The sequence below is a fragment of the Rickettsia monacensis genome (genome assembly GCF_000499665.2).
Taxonomy (GTDB): Bacteria; Pseudomonadota; Alphaproteobacteria; order Rickettsiales; family Rickettsiaceae; genus Rickettsia; species Rickettsia tamurae.
The window spans coordinates 1,104,534-1,118,091 of sequence record NZ_LN794217.1 but is presented as its reverse complement, the minus strand read 5'-3'; the positions used below and the strand labels follow the sequence as shown (position 1 = coordinate 1,118,091).

Genomic DNA, 13,558 nt, shown 5'->3' with positions numbered 1-13,558 from the left:
GGCATTGTTGCATGGACACCGAGTCGTCATTGCGAGCGACTAAAAGGAGCGTGGCAATCCAGTAAAAAATTCTGTAAATCAGAATTTTTTTTAATTATTTTTCTAGATTGCCGCGTCGCTTCGCTCCTCGCAATGACGACTCGGTGTCCATGCAACAATGCCTCGCAGGAATGACATCAGAACATAAAGATTTAGGTGAGATGCTTAAATACTCCTCTTTCCATAGCTCGTTATAAAGAATAGGGGCGATATTACCGCCTGAGATTAGTACTAGTAGTTTTTGAGGTTTGGATTGTGTTTTTAAAAAATTTATTACTGAAACCATATTTATACTACTTGACGGCTCGCATATAACTTTAAGTAAATGAGTAAGCCACGCCGTCCAGTAATATATTTCATATTCTTCTGCTAAATAAAAATGATCTAGCTTTTTCAGATATTCAAATGTACGAGCCGATACGTTCAAGGTTTTAAGACCGTCCGCAATAGTATTCGGAGCATAGTTAAATCTATATATTTTATTATCTTTAACAGATAAATAAGCATCATTGGCATTTAAAGGTTCTGAACCTATTAACAAGCTTGTCGGTGATATTAATTCCTTGGCAAGATATGAGCCGGAAATTAAACCGCCGCCGCCGCAAGAGGCAAAAATAGCATCAGGACTAAAGCCTAGCTGCTGTAATGCTTCATAGCATAACGTGCCTGCTCCTGCTATTGTAGAATCACTATCGGAAGGATGCATATAGTAAAATCCTTGCTTTGCATCTTCTTTTGCTTTTTCTTCCGCTTCTTGTCGAGTATCTGTATATATAACTTCACCGCCGTAATAAAGAGCTGCTTGCTGTTTTACTTTTGAAGTATTTAACGGTAAATAAATCCTTGTTTTAATACCGAATAATTTACTTGCATAAGCAAGACCAATCCCATGGTTACCCGTACTATAACCGACTATTTTATCAGGTAATTTCCCTTGCTCTTTTAATTCTAATAAATGATTTAACACTCCTCTAACTTTAAATGCACCGGTTTTTTGTAATGATTCAACCTTAAAAAAAATCTCATGACCGAGCATCTCATTTAAGCTTTCAGAGTGAACGATCGGAGTTAAATGTAGATATTGTTTTATTCTATTATGTGCGGCTGCTACATTTTGAGGAGGTTGTAGTAATAAATTCATAAATATAATTAATAATGGTAGCTTGAAATCAGGTTGATACTATATTATATAGTTAATAATTAGAAATTTTAAAAGGTTTTAATTGATGAATAAAAAATCCCTCCCATTAATGGCACTGAGAGATATGGTAGTATTCCCAGGAGTAATCGCTCCTATTTTTGTGGGTAGGCAAAAATCGCTGCAAGCACTCTCTCATACTACCATTTCCGAGGAAGATAATAATAAATATATTTTAGTAACTTTACAGAAAAAATTTGATCAAGAAAACCCTAGTAAACATGAACTTTATAACACAGCTATACTTGCTAAGATTATCCAAATAGTGAAGCTGCCTAATAATACGGCAAAAATCTTAATAGAAGCAGTAGCAAGAGTAAAGCTAAGCAATATCAAAGGCGCAGAAGCTTTTGAAGCAAATTACGAAATTATTCCGGATGAAGAAATATTTGACTTTAATAACATGCGTTCATTAGTGGATAATGCAGTACAACTATTTAGTAAATATGCGATTAATGATAAGAAAGTTAATGCGGAAATTATTGAAACTATCAATAAAGAAATAAGTAATAGCACTAATTTCATAAATATTATAAATATATTAGCTTCACATCTGATAACTTCACTTGAGGTAAAGCAGCATTTATTAGAAGAAACTAGTCCTTTTAAGCGTATCACTACGGTTATTAGTACGCTTACTTCCAATACAGTAAATTCAGAAACCGAGCAGGCATTGCAGCAAAGAGTAAGAAAGCAAATCGAAAAAACGCAGCGTGATTATTATCTGCACGAACAAATGAAAGCTATTCAAAAGGAGCTTGATGAAGATAAATCGGAACTTGCCGATATCGAGAAAAAAATTAAAAGTTTAAAATTATCTAAAGAAGCTAAAGAGAAAGCAGAATCAGAGCTTAAAAAACTCCGTAGTATGAATCAAATGTCGGCAGAGTCGGGAGTGACGCGTAATTATCTTGAGACTTTGCTAAGTTTGCCTTGGGGTAAGCATGATAATAGTAAAATAGATATTAACCAAGCCGAGAAAATTTTAAATCGTGATCATTTTGGACTCGAAAAAGTTAAAGAACGAATTATAGAATATTTAGCGGTATTACAGCGTTCAAGTAAAATTAGAGGACCTATATTATGTTTAATCGGTCCGCCAGGGGTCGGTAAAACTTCACTTGTAAAATCTATTGCCGAAGGAATGGGTAGAAAATACACTAAATTTGCTCTCGGCGGTGTTAGAGACGAAGCAGAAATCAGAGGGCATAGAAAAACTTACCTTGGATCAATGCCCGGTAAAATTTTAGGTCAACTTAAGAAAGTTAAGACTAGTAACCCTGTAATGCTACTTGATGAAATCGATAAAATGAGTTCTGATTTTAGAGGTGATCCGGTATCCGCTTTACTTGAGGTATTAGACCCTGAGCAGAATAGTCACTTTGTTGATCATTATTTAGAAGTAGAATATGATCTATCAAATGTAATATTTATTGCTACTGCTAACTCTCATGATTTACCTAGAGCTTTAAGTGATAGAATGGAAAAAATATATATTTCCGGTTATGTAGAGGAAGAAAAGCTCCAAATCGCCAAAAATTATTTAGTGCCGAAACAATTTAAAATGCATAAAATTAAGAAAGATGAAATTACTATATCCGAGACGGCAATTTTGGATTTAATTAGATATTATACCAAGGAATCAGGCGTAAGAGCTTTAGAACGTGAAATAGGGGCATTAACTAGAAAGGCATTAAAGCAAATTTTAGCAGATAAAAGTGTTAAGCATATTGCCATAGATAGTAATAATCTTGAAGAATTTTTAGGGGCTAAGAAATATAATTTCGGGCTTGCCGAGAAAGAAGATCAAATAGGAAGTACTACGGGACTTGCTTACACCGAAGTAGGCGGGGAGCTTTTAACTATAGAAGCTTTAGCATTTCCAGGGAAAGGTGAAATAAAGACCACCGGAAAACTTGGTGATGTTATGAAAGAATCGGCAATGGCTGCCTATAGTTGTTTTAGAAGCAGAGCAACAAATTTTGGATTAAAATATGACAATTATAAAGATTTTGATATTCATATTCACGTACCGGCCGGAGCTATTCCAAAAGATGGACCGTCTGCCGGCTGTGCTTTGTTTACGACTATTGTTTCGTTGATGACTAAAATACCCGTACACCGCACCGTGGCAATAACAGGCGAAATTACTTTAAGAGGAAATGTTTTACCTATCGGTGGTCTTAAAGAGAAGTTACTTGCTGCAAGTAGGGGAGGTATTAAAACCGTGTTGATTCCTGAGGAGAATGTTAAAGACTTAAAAGATATACCGCCGAATATAAAAGAAAGCCTAGAAATTATATCTGTGTCAAATATTGATCAAGTACTTAAGCATGCTTTGGTAGAAACACCGATAAATAAATAGAGATTTGTTAATAGTCAAAATATCATATATTAAATTAATGCAAGCTATAGTATAAAAGTAAAGAATTGATCTGACAGTTAAGGATTGTTGGGTACGAAGAAAAAAGATAAGATAGTACCTGGCAAGTTTTAACAACCTACTAAAAAGGAGACTGTCAGATGACAACATATCAAGAAAAAATCATAAAGCCAAGAATCGGTTTATTAAAACTCGCTGAACAATTAGGGAATGTATCACAAGCTTGCAAAGTAATGGGTTATAGCAGGGATACATTTTATCGTTACAAAGAGCTCCATGATCAAGGTGGGGAGGGGGGAAGCTCTATATGAGATGACTAGACGTAAAGCTTGCATTAAGAATCGTGTGCCCGCAAATATAGAGGATGCTGTAGTTAATATAGCTGTTGAATTTCCAGCATTTGGTCAGGAACGTGCTGCTAATGAATTACGCAAGAGTGGGATAATCATTTCTGGTGGCGGAGTTAGATCTGTGTGGTTACGTCATGATTTAGAAAGTTTCAAAAAACGTCTAAAAGCTCTAGAGACTAAAGTAGCAAATGATGGTATTGTTTTAAGTGATAATCAACTTGCTGTTCTTGAAAAAGTTAAAAACCAACGTGAAGCTAGTGGTGAAATAGAAACTATGCACCCTGGCTACCTTGGTTCACAAGATACTTACTATGTTGGTAATATTAAAGGCATAGGCCGTATTTATCAGCAAACTTTTGTCGATACCTATTGAGGAGTAGCTATTTGTAAACTCTATACCGAAAAGACGGCTATTACAGCTGCAGACCACTTAAATGATAAGGTTATTCCATTCTTTGCAAACCATGATATCCCTCTGCTTAGAATATTAACTGATAGAGGTACGGAATATTGTGGAAAACCAGAAAACCATGCTTACCAACTATATCTTGGCATTGAGAATATCGATCATTCCAAAACTAAAGCATATAGTCCTCAAACCAACGGTATCTGTGAGCGTTTCCATAAAACTATGCAGGAAGAGTGCTATCACATTCTATTCCGCAAAAAATTTTATAATTCACTTGATGAATTGCAAACAGATATAGATAACTGGCTTGTGAGTTACAATAATGCAAGACCTCATTCCGGTAAACATTGCTTTGGTAAAACACCAATGCAATCTTTTACAGATTCACTTTATATTGCTAAAGATAAAAATATTGGTAATATTGGTAATATAGATAAAAATATTGGTAATATAGAGAGAATATCAGACAATTTGATGATTGCCCATCAAGCTGCCTGATTACTCAACTCTGTCAGATTAAGTCGTAACTTGTACAATTAAAATTCTCTTTTATGTAGCCAAAAATGGTTTCGATAATGAATCTCTTCCTTAAAAGGATTTTATCCAAAAGAGGTAATAAATAGTTTTTCATATCCTTTCTTATTCCGGTAATTTTTATTAAACCTTGCTTATAAAGTTTTGTAAACATTTTTTCTGAAATAAACCCCTTATCATCATAACACTTACCTTTTAGACCTTTTTGATAACCATTGCTTCAAATGCAATTCTGTCATCAACATTACCTTTGGTAATTTTAACAGCAATAATTTCTCCCTTATCATTGATTATCATATGAAGCTTGAATCCAAAAAACCAATCGACAGAACTACGTCCCATTTTTGCAAGATTATTAAAAGTTCTGTTAGAATTAATTCTGATATTTTTACATACTGCAAAATGTGTGGAATCTGCATAATAAATTCCCGTTCTTTTCCCACTTAAGTAATGTAACATCACAATCAATGGCAGAAATAATGAAGGAATAAGCTGAACAAATCTCTCATAACAAGGTGGATTCCTGAACAAATTACCATTAATAATAAAGTTTTGGTAATAAGCTTTTAAATGTTTATATGCACTAAAATGGTAAAAATCATTATTGAGAGTTCTTCACTTAAGGAAAGCTTACCTTCTCTAAATCTTTGCTTATTACTTTTCAGCAATTGATGTTTTACCCATTTCTCATAAATTTTACAAAATTTATCTACTATACAAAATATTGTAGTATATTTACACATGTTATTAAACCTTTATTTTGCTCCTTCAGTGCCCTATTTATATAAGGTTTAATAACTCTTGCAACCTTCCTTCCTCTCTATTCCTTATCCATAATCGGGGTTAGTTAATATATTAATATAGCTGTTGAATTTCCAGCATTTTTAATAGTAAGTCACAAGTACTTCTTGCTATAATTCTAAGACCATTTTTTGTAGCTATGCTTAATGCTGTTTCGCCGTCATTATTAACATGATTAATAGCTTCATCGGACATTCTAGGTATTAGCGTTTCACAAACTTTTTCTAAACCTTGTGAAGCAGCTAAAGTTAATACTGTTTCGCCATTATTATTGATAATACTAATAGCCTAATTATTCGTTTTAGATATAAGTAATTCACAGACTTTTTCTAAACCTTTATAAGCGGCTAAAGTTAAAGCCGTATTGCCGTTAGCATCAATTTTGCTAAGCATATCACAATTTAGCTCTTTAACTAAACTTTCTGCTTCTTCTGCTTTATTATCTTTTATTGCTAAAATTAGTTGATTATATTTTAGCTCATCAAGTTTTAGGCTCTGCTGTTGTTCTTCCTCTGCCTGTTTCTTCGCTTCTTCTTCTGCTAATAGTTTTCTTTTTTCTTCTTCCGATCGTTTCTTTTCTTCTTCTATTCGTTGTTTTTCTAGTTCTTGCTGCTGTTGTTCTTCATATTTCTTTTCTGCTTTTGCTTTATTTTCTTCATATAAATTTTCTTTTTTTATAGCTATAGCCATCCAGTTCTTTCTTGATCTTTATTGCTGCTTTATATTTTTCTATAGCTTCATCATACTTTTCTTGACTGCATAAATTATTACCCTCTGCATTTAAGCTTTCTGCTTTTTTTCTCGGCTATAGTTTTATTTCTTTGCAGATATCCGTTAATTGTCTTTAATGTTGTATCGCCTATGTTGTTACTAGAAAGATTAAGTTCCGTTAAAGAGTTATTATCTTTTAAGCTTGCCGCTAAGTCCCTTGCTCCAGTCTCGCCTATTTTGTTATCAGAAAGATCAAGCGATGTGAGAGTAGAATTATCTTTTAGCATTAAGGCTAATTCCTTTGCTTCACTATCGCCTATTTGGTTACTCCCAAGATATTGTATCACCTTTTCTTAAACTATCTGCTTGCCGGCCCCCTCTTTTTTCTAGAAATTCTATTAGTTCTTTCATATTTATATCCTTGTTAAATCCTATAAATTTTAATATTTTGTTAAAAATGAGCTATAGACAGAATCATAATAAGGAGTTTTAAGAATACAATAGAAATTTAACTAAAAGTGTGAATAAATGAGTTGAAGTTGCTTTAATGAATATATATAAGTTAGTTTATTATAATATTTAAACGGTATTTAAAAGAGTTTAATATAAAAAATTAGACATTTTGGAACATAAAAGGAGCATATGGATTTTTTAGAAAACGAAGGGAAGCCCCGAAACCCTGAAAGGGCTTGGCGAGAATGACGGGACTCGAACCCGCGACCTTCTGCGTGACAGGCAGACGCTCTAACCAACTGAGCTACATCCCCTTATACATAAGAGATAACATATATATAACAATTCTTCTATTTCTGCAAGAGTAAAATATCTTATTTTATCAAATTATCAAAAAATATACAGAACCTAACGTTTAGATTTTATAGCTTATTCCTAATATTATAATCAATAGATATTTCTATTAATCTAAATTAGTCACTATTAGTTGAAGTCTTGAAAAATTATTATACTTTTTAAGGACTTTGTTAAAAAAGAAAAACCTATTGGTTACATCTATATTAACAAAGCCTTACTTTATTAATAATTATTAGAGGTTTTATATGACTAAACCATATGTCATTAAATTAACTACTTCTTTTGAATTAACTACTTCTTTTGAGCATATTAAACTTTATAATCCTATAGATATTGCTCTTAGAAGTGCTATTATTATGCAGGCAATAATAGATGCAACTAATACTTCTACCAAGAAAGAGGCAACAAAAGCAGAATATAATGCTAAAAAGTGGCTTTTTGAAAATAATGAAAATTTTAATGCTACCTAGAAATCGGTATTGAGCCTAATTATGTAAGAAAGACTGCTAAAAAACTAATTAAATCACAACAAAATAAAGATAAGCGTCCCAAACTCTACGGCTAAAGTTTAAATAAATTAATTTGTAATAAAACTTGAAATTACTCTAAATATAAATTAATTGTATAGGCGTTACTAAGTAACACCTATATATTAATTATTTCAGATTATAAAGGTTATTTATGATTATTTCAGTTTCAGCTCAACATATTTCGATCGGTAATAGCTTACAAGAATATTCAAAAGAGAGGGCTACGCAAGTCGTTAAAAAATATTTTACCGATATAATAAATATAGATATACATTTTTCAAAAGAGGGAATTAACTTTAAATGTGATATTATAGTAAAATATGGTCCAGGTAAACATAATATAGTCAAAAGTAATGATAGTTGTAGCGATATATATGTAGCTTTTGATAAAGTTATGTCAAAACTAGAAAAACAGCTTAGAAAATATAAATCAAAATTCAAAAATCATCATGCGGGTAAAGTAAAGATATCAGAAATTGCTTACGCAGGTACCAAATATATTATTAATCCGCAATCTGATAGTGAAACCTCTAACTCCGAAGATAATGATAATCCGGCAATTATCGCTGAAAAGCCTGTAGAAATATTAAAATTATCAGTAAAAGAAGCGGTAATGAAAATGGATTTAGAAGATTTACCTGCGGTAGTATTTAAAAATATCAATAATGATCGTATCAATATAGTTTATTATCGTAAAGACGGTAATATTTCTTGGGTAGATTATAATTAATGCTTATTATCCCTTATAAAGGAGTTACGCCAAGAATCGATAAAAGTGCATATATTGCCGAAAGCAGCTCTTTAATAGGAGATGTTGAAATAGGTAGTAATTCAAGCATTTGGTTTAATACGGTTCTTAGAGGCGACGTTGAATCGATAAAAATAGGAAATAATACTAACGTGCAAGACGGTAGTGTAATTCATACTTCAAGATTTAACGGACCGGTAGAAATAGGCGATAATATAACTATCGGTCATCTCTCTCTTATTCATGCCTGCACAATACATAATAATGCTTTTATCGGTATGAGTACTACGATAATGGATTATGCAGTAATAGAAGAATATGCTTTTATTGCTGCAGGAAGTCTTATCCCGCCAAAGAAGATAATTAAATCTAAAGAATTATGGATGGGATCCCCTGCAAAATTTGTTAGATATTTAACCGATCAAGATTTAGAATATATGCAAGATAACGTAAGAAATTATGTAGAACTTGCGAGTATTTATAATAACCCCGATTATGGATAAGGAATAGAGAGGAAGGAAGGTTGCAAGAGTTATTAAACCTTATATAAATAGGGCACTGAAGGAGTAAAATAAAGGTTTAATAACATGTGTAAATATACTACAATATTTTGTATAGTAGATAAATTTTGTAAAATTTATGAGAAATGGGTAAAACATCAATTGCTGAAAAGTAATAAGCAAAGATTTAGAGAAGGTAAGCTTTCCTTAAGTGAAGAACTCTCAATAATGATTTTTACCATTTTAGTGCATATAAACATTTAAAAGCTTATTACCAAAACTTTATTATTAATGGTAATTTGTTCAGGAATCCACCTTGTTATGAGAGATTTGTTCAGCTTATTCCTTCATTATTTCTGCCATTGATTGTGATGTTACATTACTTAAGTGGGAAAAGAACGGGAATTTATTATGCAGATTCCACACATTTTGCAGTATGTAAAAATATCAGAATTAATTCTAACAGAACTTTTAATAATCTTGCAAAAATGGGACGTAGTTCTGTCGATTGGTTTTTTGGATTCAAGCTTCATATGATAATCAATGATAAGGGAGAAATTATTGCTGTTAAAATTACCAAAGGTAATGTTGATGACAGAATTGCATTTGAAGCAATGGTTATCAAAAAGGTCTAAAAGGTAAGTGTTATGATGATAAGGGGTTTATTTCAGAAAAAATGTTTACAAAACTTTATAAGCAAGGTTTAATAAAAATTACCGGAATAAGAAAGGATATGAAAAACTATTTATTACCTCTTTTGGATAAAATCCTTTTAAGGAAGAGATTCATTATCGAAACCATTTTTGGCTACATAAAAGAGAATTTTAATATTACTCCTTCCAGACATCGATCACCTATTAATTTCTTTACTTCTCTATTCTCTGCTCTTATTGCTTACCAACTTAAACCTAATAAACCATGTATTTCTTATCCATAATCGGGGTTATAATAGGGAATTAGAATAATCTTAATGTTATTCTAGGGGCTTTGTTGCATGGATCGGTTTATCCGTCATTGCGAGGAAATTGCATAGCAATTGACGAAGCAATCTCAGGAGTTTGTTATTATTTCATGAGATTGCCACAAAGCCTACGGCTGCTCGCAATGACAACTCGGTATCCATGCAACAAGGCCTATTCTACACGGGAATAACATTATGTATTATAAGAATCCTTAAATGCCTTAACCGTATTTTTAAGTAAAAACGCAATAGTCATCGGTCCGATGCCGCCTGGGACGGGAGTAATATATTTTACTTTAGATTTAACATTTTCAAAATCAACATCACCGATAATTTTATTGCCGCTAATTCTATTAATGCCTACATCAATTACTATAGATTCAGGATTAAAATATTCTGCAGTTAATTTTAAAGGCAAACCTATTGCGGCAACGGCAATATCGGCTTTAGAAGTAATAGAGCTTAAGTTTCGTGATTTGGAATGGCAAATAGTAACACTGCAATTTTCTTTTAACAGTAAAGCACTTAAAGGTTTTCCTACTATATTTGAGCGTCCGATAATTACAGCGTTTTTACCGGTTAAATTAGGTTCGTATTTTTTTATAACTGCAAGACAACCAAGGGCAGTGCAGGGGATAAAGCCTTGACTAATCCCGCTATGTAAGTAACCGACATTTAAAGGGTGGAAACCATCGATATCTTTAGAAGGTGATACTGCCGATAAAATTTTATTTTTATCTATGGAGCTTGGCAAAGGAAGCTGAACTATAATTCCCGAAATCTCGTTATCAAGGTTTAACTCGTTGATTTTCGATATTAAATCACCTGTATAAATAGTAGTAGATAGATTTACTAATAAAGTATCGATTCCTATTTTATGTGCATTTTTTATTTTATTTTTTACATAAATAATGCTTGCCGGATTATCGCCTACTAATACTATAGCAAGCTTCGGTGAAGCGTTGGTTTGGCTTTTAAGTTCTTGAATTTCTAGTTTTAAGTCTGCTAGTATCTCATTTGCTAACGCTTTACCGTCAATTATATTATTCACTATATACCCTTGATAAATGAAGTATTGATATACGAAGATCAACTTTAAAAAGAGCAAGGAGTTCACAAGGCGAGGAGCGGAGCGTATAATAATACGTGAGCACCGCAGAACTTGTAGAACGACGTAGCCAATTTTTAAAGTTCATCGAGTATATTTTGTGGTAGAATACTCAAAATGTAGAGCCTTGCCGTCAAATACTCTACTATAAGCATGATGAAGGCTACTTGCTGCTTCAGCAAAACCGGTAAGAATCAGTTTAAGTTTACCGGCATAATGAGCAATATCACCAATAGCGTAAATACCTTCTATATTAGTTTGATAATAGGAATTATCTACTTCAATATGGTGAAGCTTAACATTTAAACCCCAATTTGCTAAGCTACCCAGATCTTGTTTTAAACCAAAAAAAGGTAGTAATATATTGGCATCCAATTTGCGAGTATTATTTTGTAGATCTTTAACTGTAACCGATTGAAGTTCATTATTATTACCATCTAAAGCATTTAATTGATAACCGGTTACTAACTCGATTTTACCGGTTTCTGCAATATGCCTTAATTGCCTTACGCTTTCAGGGGCAGCCGTAAATTTATCCCGCCTATGTACTAAATATATTTTATTTGCAATCTCCGAAAGAGAAATAGCCCAGTCAACAGCCGAATCCCCGCCGCCTGCTATAACTATATTTTTACCCGCAAATTTGCTTTTATCATTGATGAAATAAAAAACCGACTTGCTTTCAAAATCTTCAATATTTGCAAGAGGCGGTTTATTCGGTCCGAATGAACCTGTTCCTGCTGCAATAATAATAACTTTGCTTTTAATAAGAGTGTTTTTTGAGGTTTTAATTTCAAAAAAATCATCTTGTTTATTTAGCTCTATAGCTTGCTGATTTAAGTGATATACAGGCTTAAAAGGAGCTGCTTGAAGCTCTAATTGTTTTATTAGCTCTTCTGCTGCAATTTTAGGATATGCCGGTATATCGTAAATAGGCTTTTCAGGATATAGGGTAATACACTGACCGCCAATAACTTCTTGTGCATCAATAACATGACATTTCATGCCAAGCATTCCTGCTTGAAAAACTGCAAATAATCCAACCGGACCGGCACCTATTATTACAACATCAGTATTATACATTACTTTTTATATTTAAATTTTAAAAAGAATTTTATTGGATATTGAGGAAATAATCAATTGTTATTGTGTTGAGGTTCTGTACACTTTTGATTAATGATTATAATTATGACTCTTTTTAGCTGCAAATTATAAGATTTTTTTTGAAATAGGAACAACTATTACTGCAAAAATCTTATTAATTTTCGCTTAAAAATATCTCATAATTATAATCATTAATCAAAAGTGTACAGAACCTAGATAGATATTGATTTAATATGTCCTAACTTAGCTCAGTTAAGAATTTTTTGATCTCTAGTAAGTAGGGTAGCTCCAAGACATTTTACTGTTGCTACAATAACTCTATCAGCTGTGGCACCATGAAAATCATCCATAAGAGAAATGCTTTCAGCAGCAATCTCCGGAGAAATATCTTTAATAGATAATCCGTTGATATTTGTTATAGAGTTTAGAAATCCTTTATAGGTTCGTAAATATTAATACGCTTTTTAAAGTTAAGTATAGCTATTTCCCATAATGAGATAGAACTTAGGAATAATTGCGAATTTTCTTGAGCTAAATTGATTTTGTGTTTTATTTGTTCTGATAATTCTTCAGGTTGTAATAGTGACCACAATAAAACATGGGTATCTAGTACTAAACCATTATTAATGTTCTGCATTCCATTTTTCTTCTATTGGTTCTAATATATCTATCTCGGCTTTGTTTTTTAGCATACCAAATATTGAGATCTTTTTAGTATTTATAGGTAATATTTGTGCTTCTTCCCTATCTCTTTTGGTAATTATAATAGATTCCTTATCTGTTTGTAATTTTTCTATTATTTCAAGACAATGAGACTTAAATTGACTTATTGCTATTTTAGTAGCCATTTTTATACTCTGAAAAAATAAAAGTATTATTATACTAGTAATAGTCAAATAAAATAGTCAATTATATTTCTATTTATAACAAGCTAATAATTCTGTGGGGAAAATATCATAAATTTATATTAAATATGAGTTTACCTTTGAAAATAGACTGAAACACGATGATTTAGAAGAAATTTATAGTGAACTTTCTGATAAATTCCCTTACTGGGATCATACATTAGCTCCTTCTAAAACGATTGAAGTGACTTTTCCAGACAGAGATCCAGGATATTATGTTGTAGAAGTTGATTGGATAGTAGCCGCCACACCACGTAAATTTGTTTCATCGTTTATTGTTGAATATAAGGATGAGGGTTACACCGATAGGTCTTAATACGAATGATGGAGAATGCCTTTAACGTTATTCCCGCATAGATAAGGTCTTGTTGCATGGATCGGTTTTCTTTCTGTTACGCTGTGACTTGATCACGGGATGACAGAGATGGAATCGATCCTTAAACTTATGCCTACGCAGAAATATAACT

Annotated in this window: 16 protein-coding genes, 1 tRNA gene and 3 pseudogenes; 7 read left to right on the top strand and 13 right to left on the bottom strand. The window is 32.3% G+C overall.

What is annotated here, in order from left to right; translation table 11 throughout:
- Window positions 1-94 precede the first annotated feature (94 nt).
- The gene (locus RMONA_RS05845; protein WP_023508147.1) at window positions 95-1,180 is read right to left on the bottom strand and encodes a serine/threonine dehydratase; all 1,086 of its coding nucleotides are present in this window, start codon (window positions 1,178-1,180) and stop codon (window positions 95-97) included.
- Window positions 1,181-1,265: 85 nt separating this feature from the next.
- On the opposite strand from RMONA_RS05845, the gene lon reads away from it, so the two are divergent.
- Window positions 1,266-3,602 (top strand): endopeptidase La, encoded by a 2,337-nt coding sequence (gene lon, locus RMONA_RS05840; RefSeq protein WP_023508148.1) that lies wholly within the window; start codon window positions 1,266-1,268, stop codon window positions 3,600-3,602.
- A 158-nt stretch (window positions 3,603-3,760) separates the two neighbouring features.
- Window positions 3,761-4,877: pseudogene (locus RMONA_RS05835) on the top strand (IS481 family transposase).
- A 13-nt stretch (window positions 4,878-4,890) separates the two neighbouring features.
- Here the strand turns inward: RMONA_RS05835 and RMONA_RS10970 are convergent.
- The 7 genes and pseudogenes from RMONA_RS10970 to RMONA_RS05815 form a co-directional block, all read right to left on the bottom strand.
- Window positions 4,891-5,067 (bottom strand): transposase, encoded by a 177-nt coding sequence (locus RMONA_RS10970; RefSeq protein WP_242402797.1) that lies wholly within the window; start codon window positions 5,065-5,067, stop codon window positions 4,891-4,893.
- A gap of 41 nt (window positions 5,068-5,108) precedes the next feature.
- The gene (locus RMONA_RS10965; RefSeq protein WP_023507103.1) at window positions 5,109-5,372 is read right to left on the bottom strand and encodes a transposase; all 264 of its coding nucleotides are present in this window, start codon (window positions 5,370-5,372) and stop codon (window positions 5,109-5,111) included.
- A gap of 396 nt (window positions 5,373-5,768) precedes the next feature.
- On the bottom strand, window positions 5,769-5,990 hold the full coding sequence (locus tag RMONA_RS10515) for an ankyrin repeat domain-containing protein (RefSeq protein WP_242402865.1): 222 nt from the start codon (window positions 5,988-5,990) through the stop codon (window positions 5,769-5,771).
- A 12-nt stretch (window positions 5,991-6,002) separates the two neighbouring features.
- Window positions 6,003-6,404, bottom strand: a complete 402-nt coding sequence (locus RMONA_RS10510; RefSeq protein WP_023508150.1) for an ankyrin repeat domain-containing protein — start codon at window positions 6,402-6,404, stop codon at window positions 6,003-6,005.
- Window positions 6,370-6,462: pseudogene (locus RMONA_RS11545) on the bottom strand (hypothetical protein); the annotation flags it as partial. The gene RMONA_RS10510 and the pseudogene RMONA_RS11545, both read right to left, overlap by 35 nt.
- A gap of 19 nt (window positions 6,463-6,481) precedes the next feature.
- On the bottom strand, window positions 6,482-6,772 hold the full coding sequence (locus RMONA_RS05820; protein ID WP_023508151.1) for a Ran GTPase-activating protein (RanGAP) involved in mRNA processing and transport: 291 nt from the start codon (window positions 6,770-6,772) through the stop codon (window positions 6,482-6,484).
- 343 nt (window positions 6,773-7,115) lie between these two features.
- Window positions 7,116-7,192: transfer RNA gene (locus tag RMONA_RS05815), tRNA-Asp, on the bottom strand.
- Window positions 7,193-7,480: 288 nt separating this feature from the next.
- Here RMONA_RS05815 and RMONA_RS05810 point away from each other — a divergent pair.
- The 5 genes and pseudogenes from RMONA_RS05810 to RMONA_RS10955 all read left to right on the top strand — a co-directional run bounded on the left by RMONA_RS05810 (window position 7,481) and on the right by RMONA_RS10955 (window position 9,950).
- Window positions 7,481-7,800 (top strand): annotated as a pseudogene (locus RMONA_RS05810) (hypothetical protein).
- Between the two features lie 116 nt (window positions 7,801-7,916).
- Window positions 7,917-8,495 (top strand): ribosome hibernation-promoting factor, HPF/YfiA family, encoded by a 579-nt coding sequence (gene hpf, locus RMONA_RS05805; protein ID WP_023508153.1) that lies wholly within the window; start codon window positions 7,917-7,919, stop codon window positions 8,493-8,495.
- Window positions 8,495-9,016, top strand: a complete 522-nt coding sequence (locus RMONA_RS05800) for a gamma carbonic anhydrase family protein (RefSeq protein WP_023508154.1) — start codon at window positions 8,495-8,497, stop codon at window positions 9,014-9,016. The genes hpf and RMONA_RS05800 overlap by 1 nt, the downstream gene beginning before the upstream one ends.
- A 368-nt stretch (window positions 9,017-9,384) precedes the next feature.
- Window positions 9,385-9,648 (top strand): transposase, encoded by a 264-nt coding sequence (locus tag RMONA_RS10960; protein ID WP_023507103.1) that lies wholly within the window; start codon window positions 9,385-9,387, stop codon window positions 9,646-9,648.
- 41 nt (window positions 9,649-9,689) lie between these two features.
- On the top strand, window positions 9,690-9,950 hold the full coding sequence (locus RMONA_RS10955; RefSeq protein ID WP_023507102.1) for a transposase: 261 nt from the start codon (window positions 9,690-9,692) through the stop codon (window positions 9,948-9,950).
- Window positions 9,951-10,167: 217 nt separating this feature from the next.
- Here RMONA_RS10955 and folD read toward each other — a convergent pair whose 3' ends face one another.
- The 5 genes from folD to RMONA_RS05775 all read right to left on the bottom strand — a co-directional run bounded on the left by folD (window position 10,168) and on the right by RMONA_RS05775 (window position 13,034).
- Entirely contained in the window at window positions 10,168-11,025 is an 858-nt protein-coding gene (gene folD / locus RMONA_RS05790) for a bifunctional methylenetetrahydrofolate dehydrogenase/methenyltetrahydrofolate cyclohydrolase FolD (RefSeq protein WP_023508157.1), read from the bottom strand.
- A 141-nt stretch (window positions 11,026-11,166) separates the two neighbouring features.
- A complete protein-coding gene (locus tag RMONA_RS05785) occupies window positions 11,167-12,165 on the bottom strand; it encodes an NAD(P)/FAD-dependent oxidoreductase (RefSeq protein ID WP_023508158.1) in 999 nt (332 codons plus the stop codon).
- 269 nt (window positions 12,166-12,434) lie between these two features.
- Window positions 12,435-12,536 carry a hypothetical protein gene (locus tag RMONA_RS11540; RefSeq protein ID WP_410526351.1) on the bottom strand — a complete coding sequence of 34 codons (102 nt, stop codon included), beginning with the start codon at window positions 12,534-12,536 and terminating at the stop codon, window positions 12,435-12,437.
- A 74-nt stretch (window positions 12,537-12,610) separates the two neighbouring features.
- Window positions 12,611-12,823: a PIN domain-containing protein gene (locus RMONA_RS10500; protein WP_023508159.1), complete on the bottom strand. Its 213-nt coding sequence runs from the start codon at window positions 12,821-12,823 to the stop codon at window positions 12,611-12,613.
- Window positions 12,810-13,034 (bottom strand): type II toxin-antitoxin system Phd/YefM family antitoxin, encoded by a 225-nt coding sequence (locus RMONA_RS05775; RefSeq protein WP_023508160.1) that lies wholly within the window; start codon window positions 13,032-13,034, stop codon window positions 12,810-12,812. Before RMONA_RS05775 ends, RMONA_RS10500 begins: the two co-directional genes overlap by 14 nt.
- Window positions 13,035-13,558: the final 524 nt, after the last annotated feature.

What these genes read in the sequence shown, in the direction of transcription:
- RMONA_RS05845 (WP_023508147.1), bottom strand. Translation starts at nt 1,180, where the DNA reads ATGAATTTATTACTACAACCTCCTCAAAATGTAGCAGCCGCACATAAT.
- lon (WP_023508148.1), top strand. Translation starts at nt 1,266, where the DNA reads ATGAATAAAAAATCCCTCCCATTAATGGCACTGAGAGATATGGTAGTA.
- RMONA_RS10970 (WP_242402797.1), bottom strand. Translation starts at nt 5,067, where the DNA reads ATGTTTACAAAACTTTATAAGCAAGGTTTAATAAAAATTACCGGAATA.
- RMONA_RS10965 (WP_023507103.1), bottom strand. Translation starts at nt 5,372, where the DNA reads ATGTTACATTACTTAAGTGGGAAAAGAACGGGAATTTATTATGCAGAT.
- RMONA_RS10510 (WP_023508150.1), bottom strand. Translation starts at nt 6,404, where the DNA reads ATGGCTATAGCTATAAAAAAAGAAAATTTATATGAAGAAAATAAAGCA.
- hpf (WP_023508153.1), top strand. Translation starts at nt 7,917, where the DNA reads ATGATTATTTCAGTTTCAGCTCAACATATTTCGATCGGTAATAGCTTA.
- RMONA_RS05800 (WP_023508154.1), top strand. Translation starts at nt 8,495, where the DNA reads ATGCTTATTATCCCTTATAAAGGAGTTACGCCAAGAATCGATAAAAGT.
- RMONA_RS10960 (WP_023507103.1), top strand. Translation starts at nt 9,385, where the DNA reads ATGTTACATTACTTAAGTGGGAAAAGAACGGGAATTTATTATGCAGAT.
- RMONA_RS10955 (WP_023507102.1), top strand. Translation starts at nt 9,690, where the DNA reads ATGTTTACAAAACTTTATAAGCAAGGTTTAATAAAAATTACCGGAATA.
- RMONA_RS05785 (WP_023508158.1), bottom strand. Translation starts at nt 12,165, where the DNA reads ATGTATAATACTGATGTTGTAATAATAGGTGCCGGTCCGGTTGGATTA.
- RMONA_RS11540 (WP_410526351.1), bottom strand. Translation starts at nt 12,536, where the DNA reads ATGGATGATTTTCATGGTGCCACAGCTGATAGAGTTATTGTAGCAACA.
- RMONA_RS10500 (WP_023508159.1), bottom strand. Translation starts at nt 12,823, where the DNA reads ATGCAGAACATTAATAATGGTTTAGTACTAGATACCCATGTTTTATTG.
- RMONA_RS05775 (WP_023508160.1), bottom strand. Translation starts at nt 13,034, where the DNA reads ATGGCTACTAAAATAGCAATAAGTCAATTTAAGTCTCATTGTCTTGAA.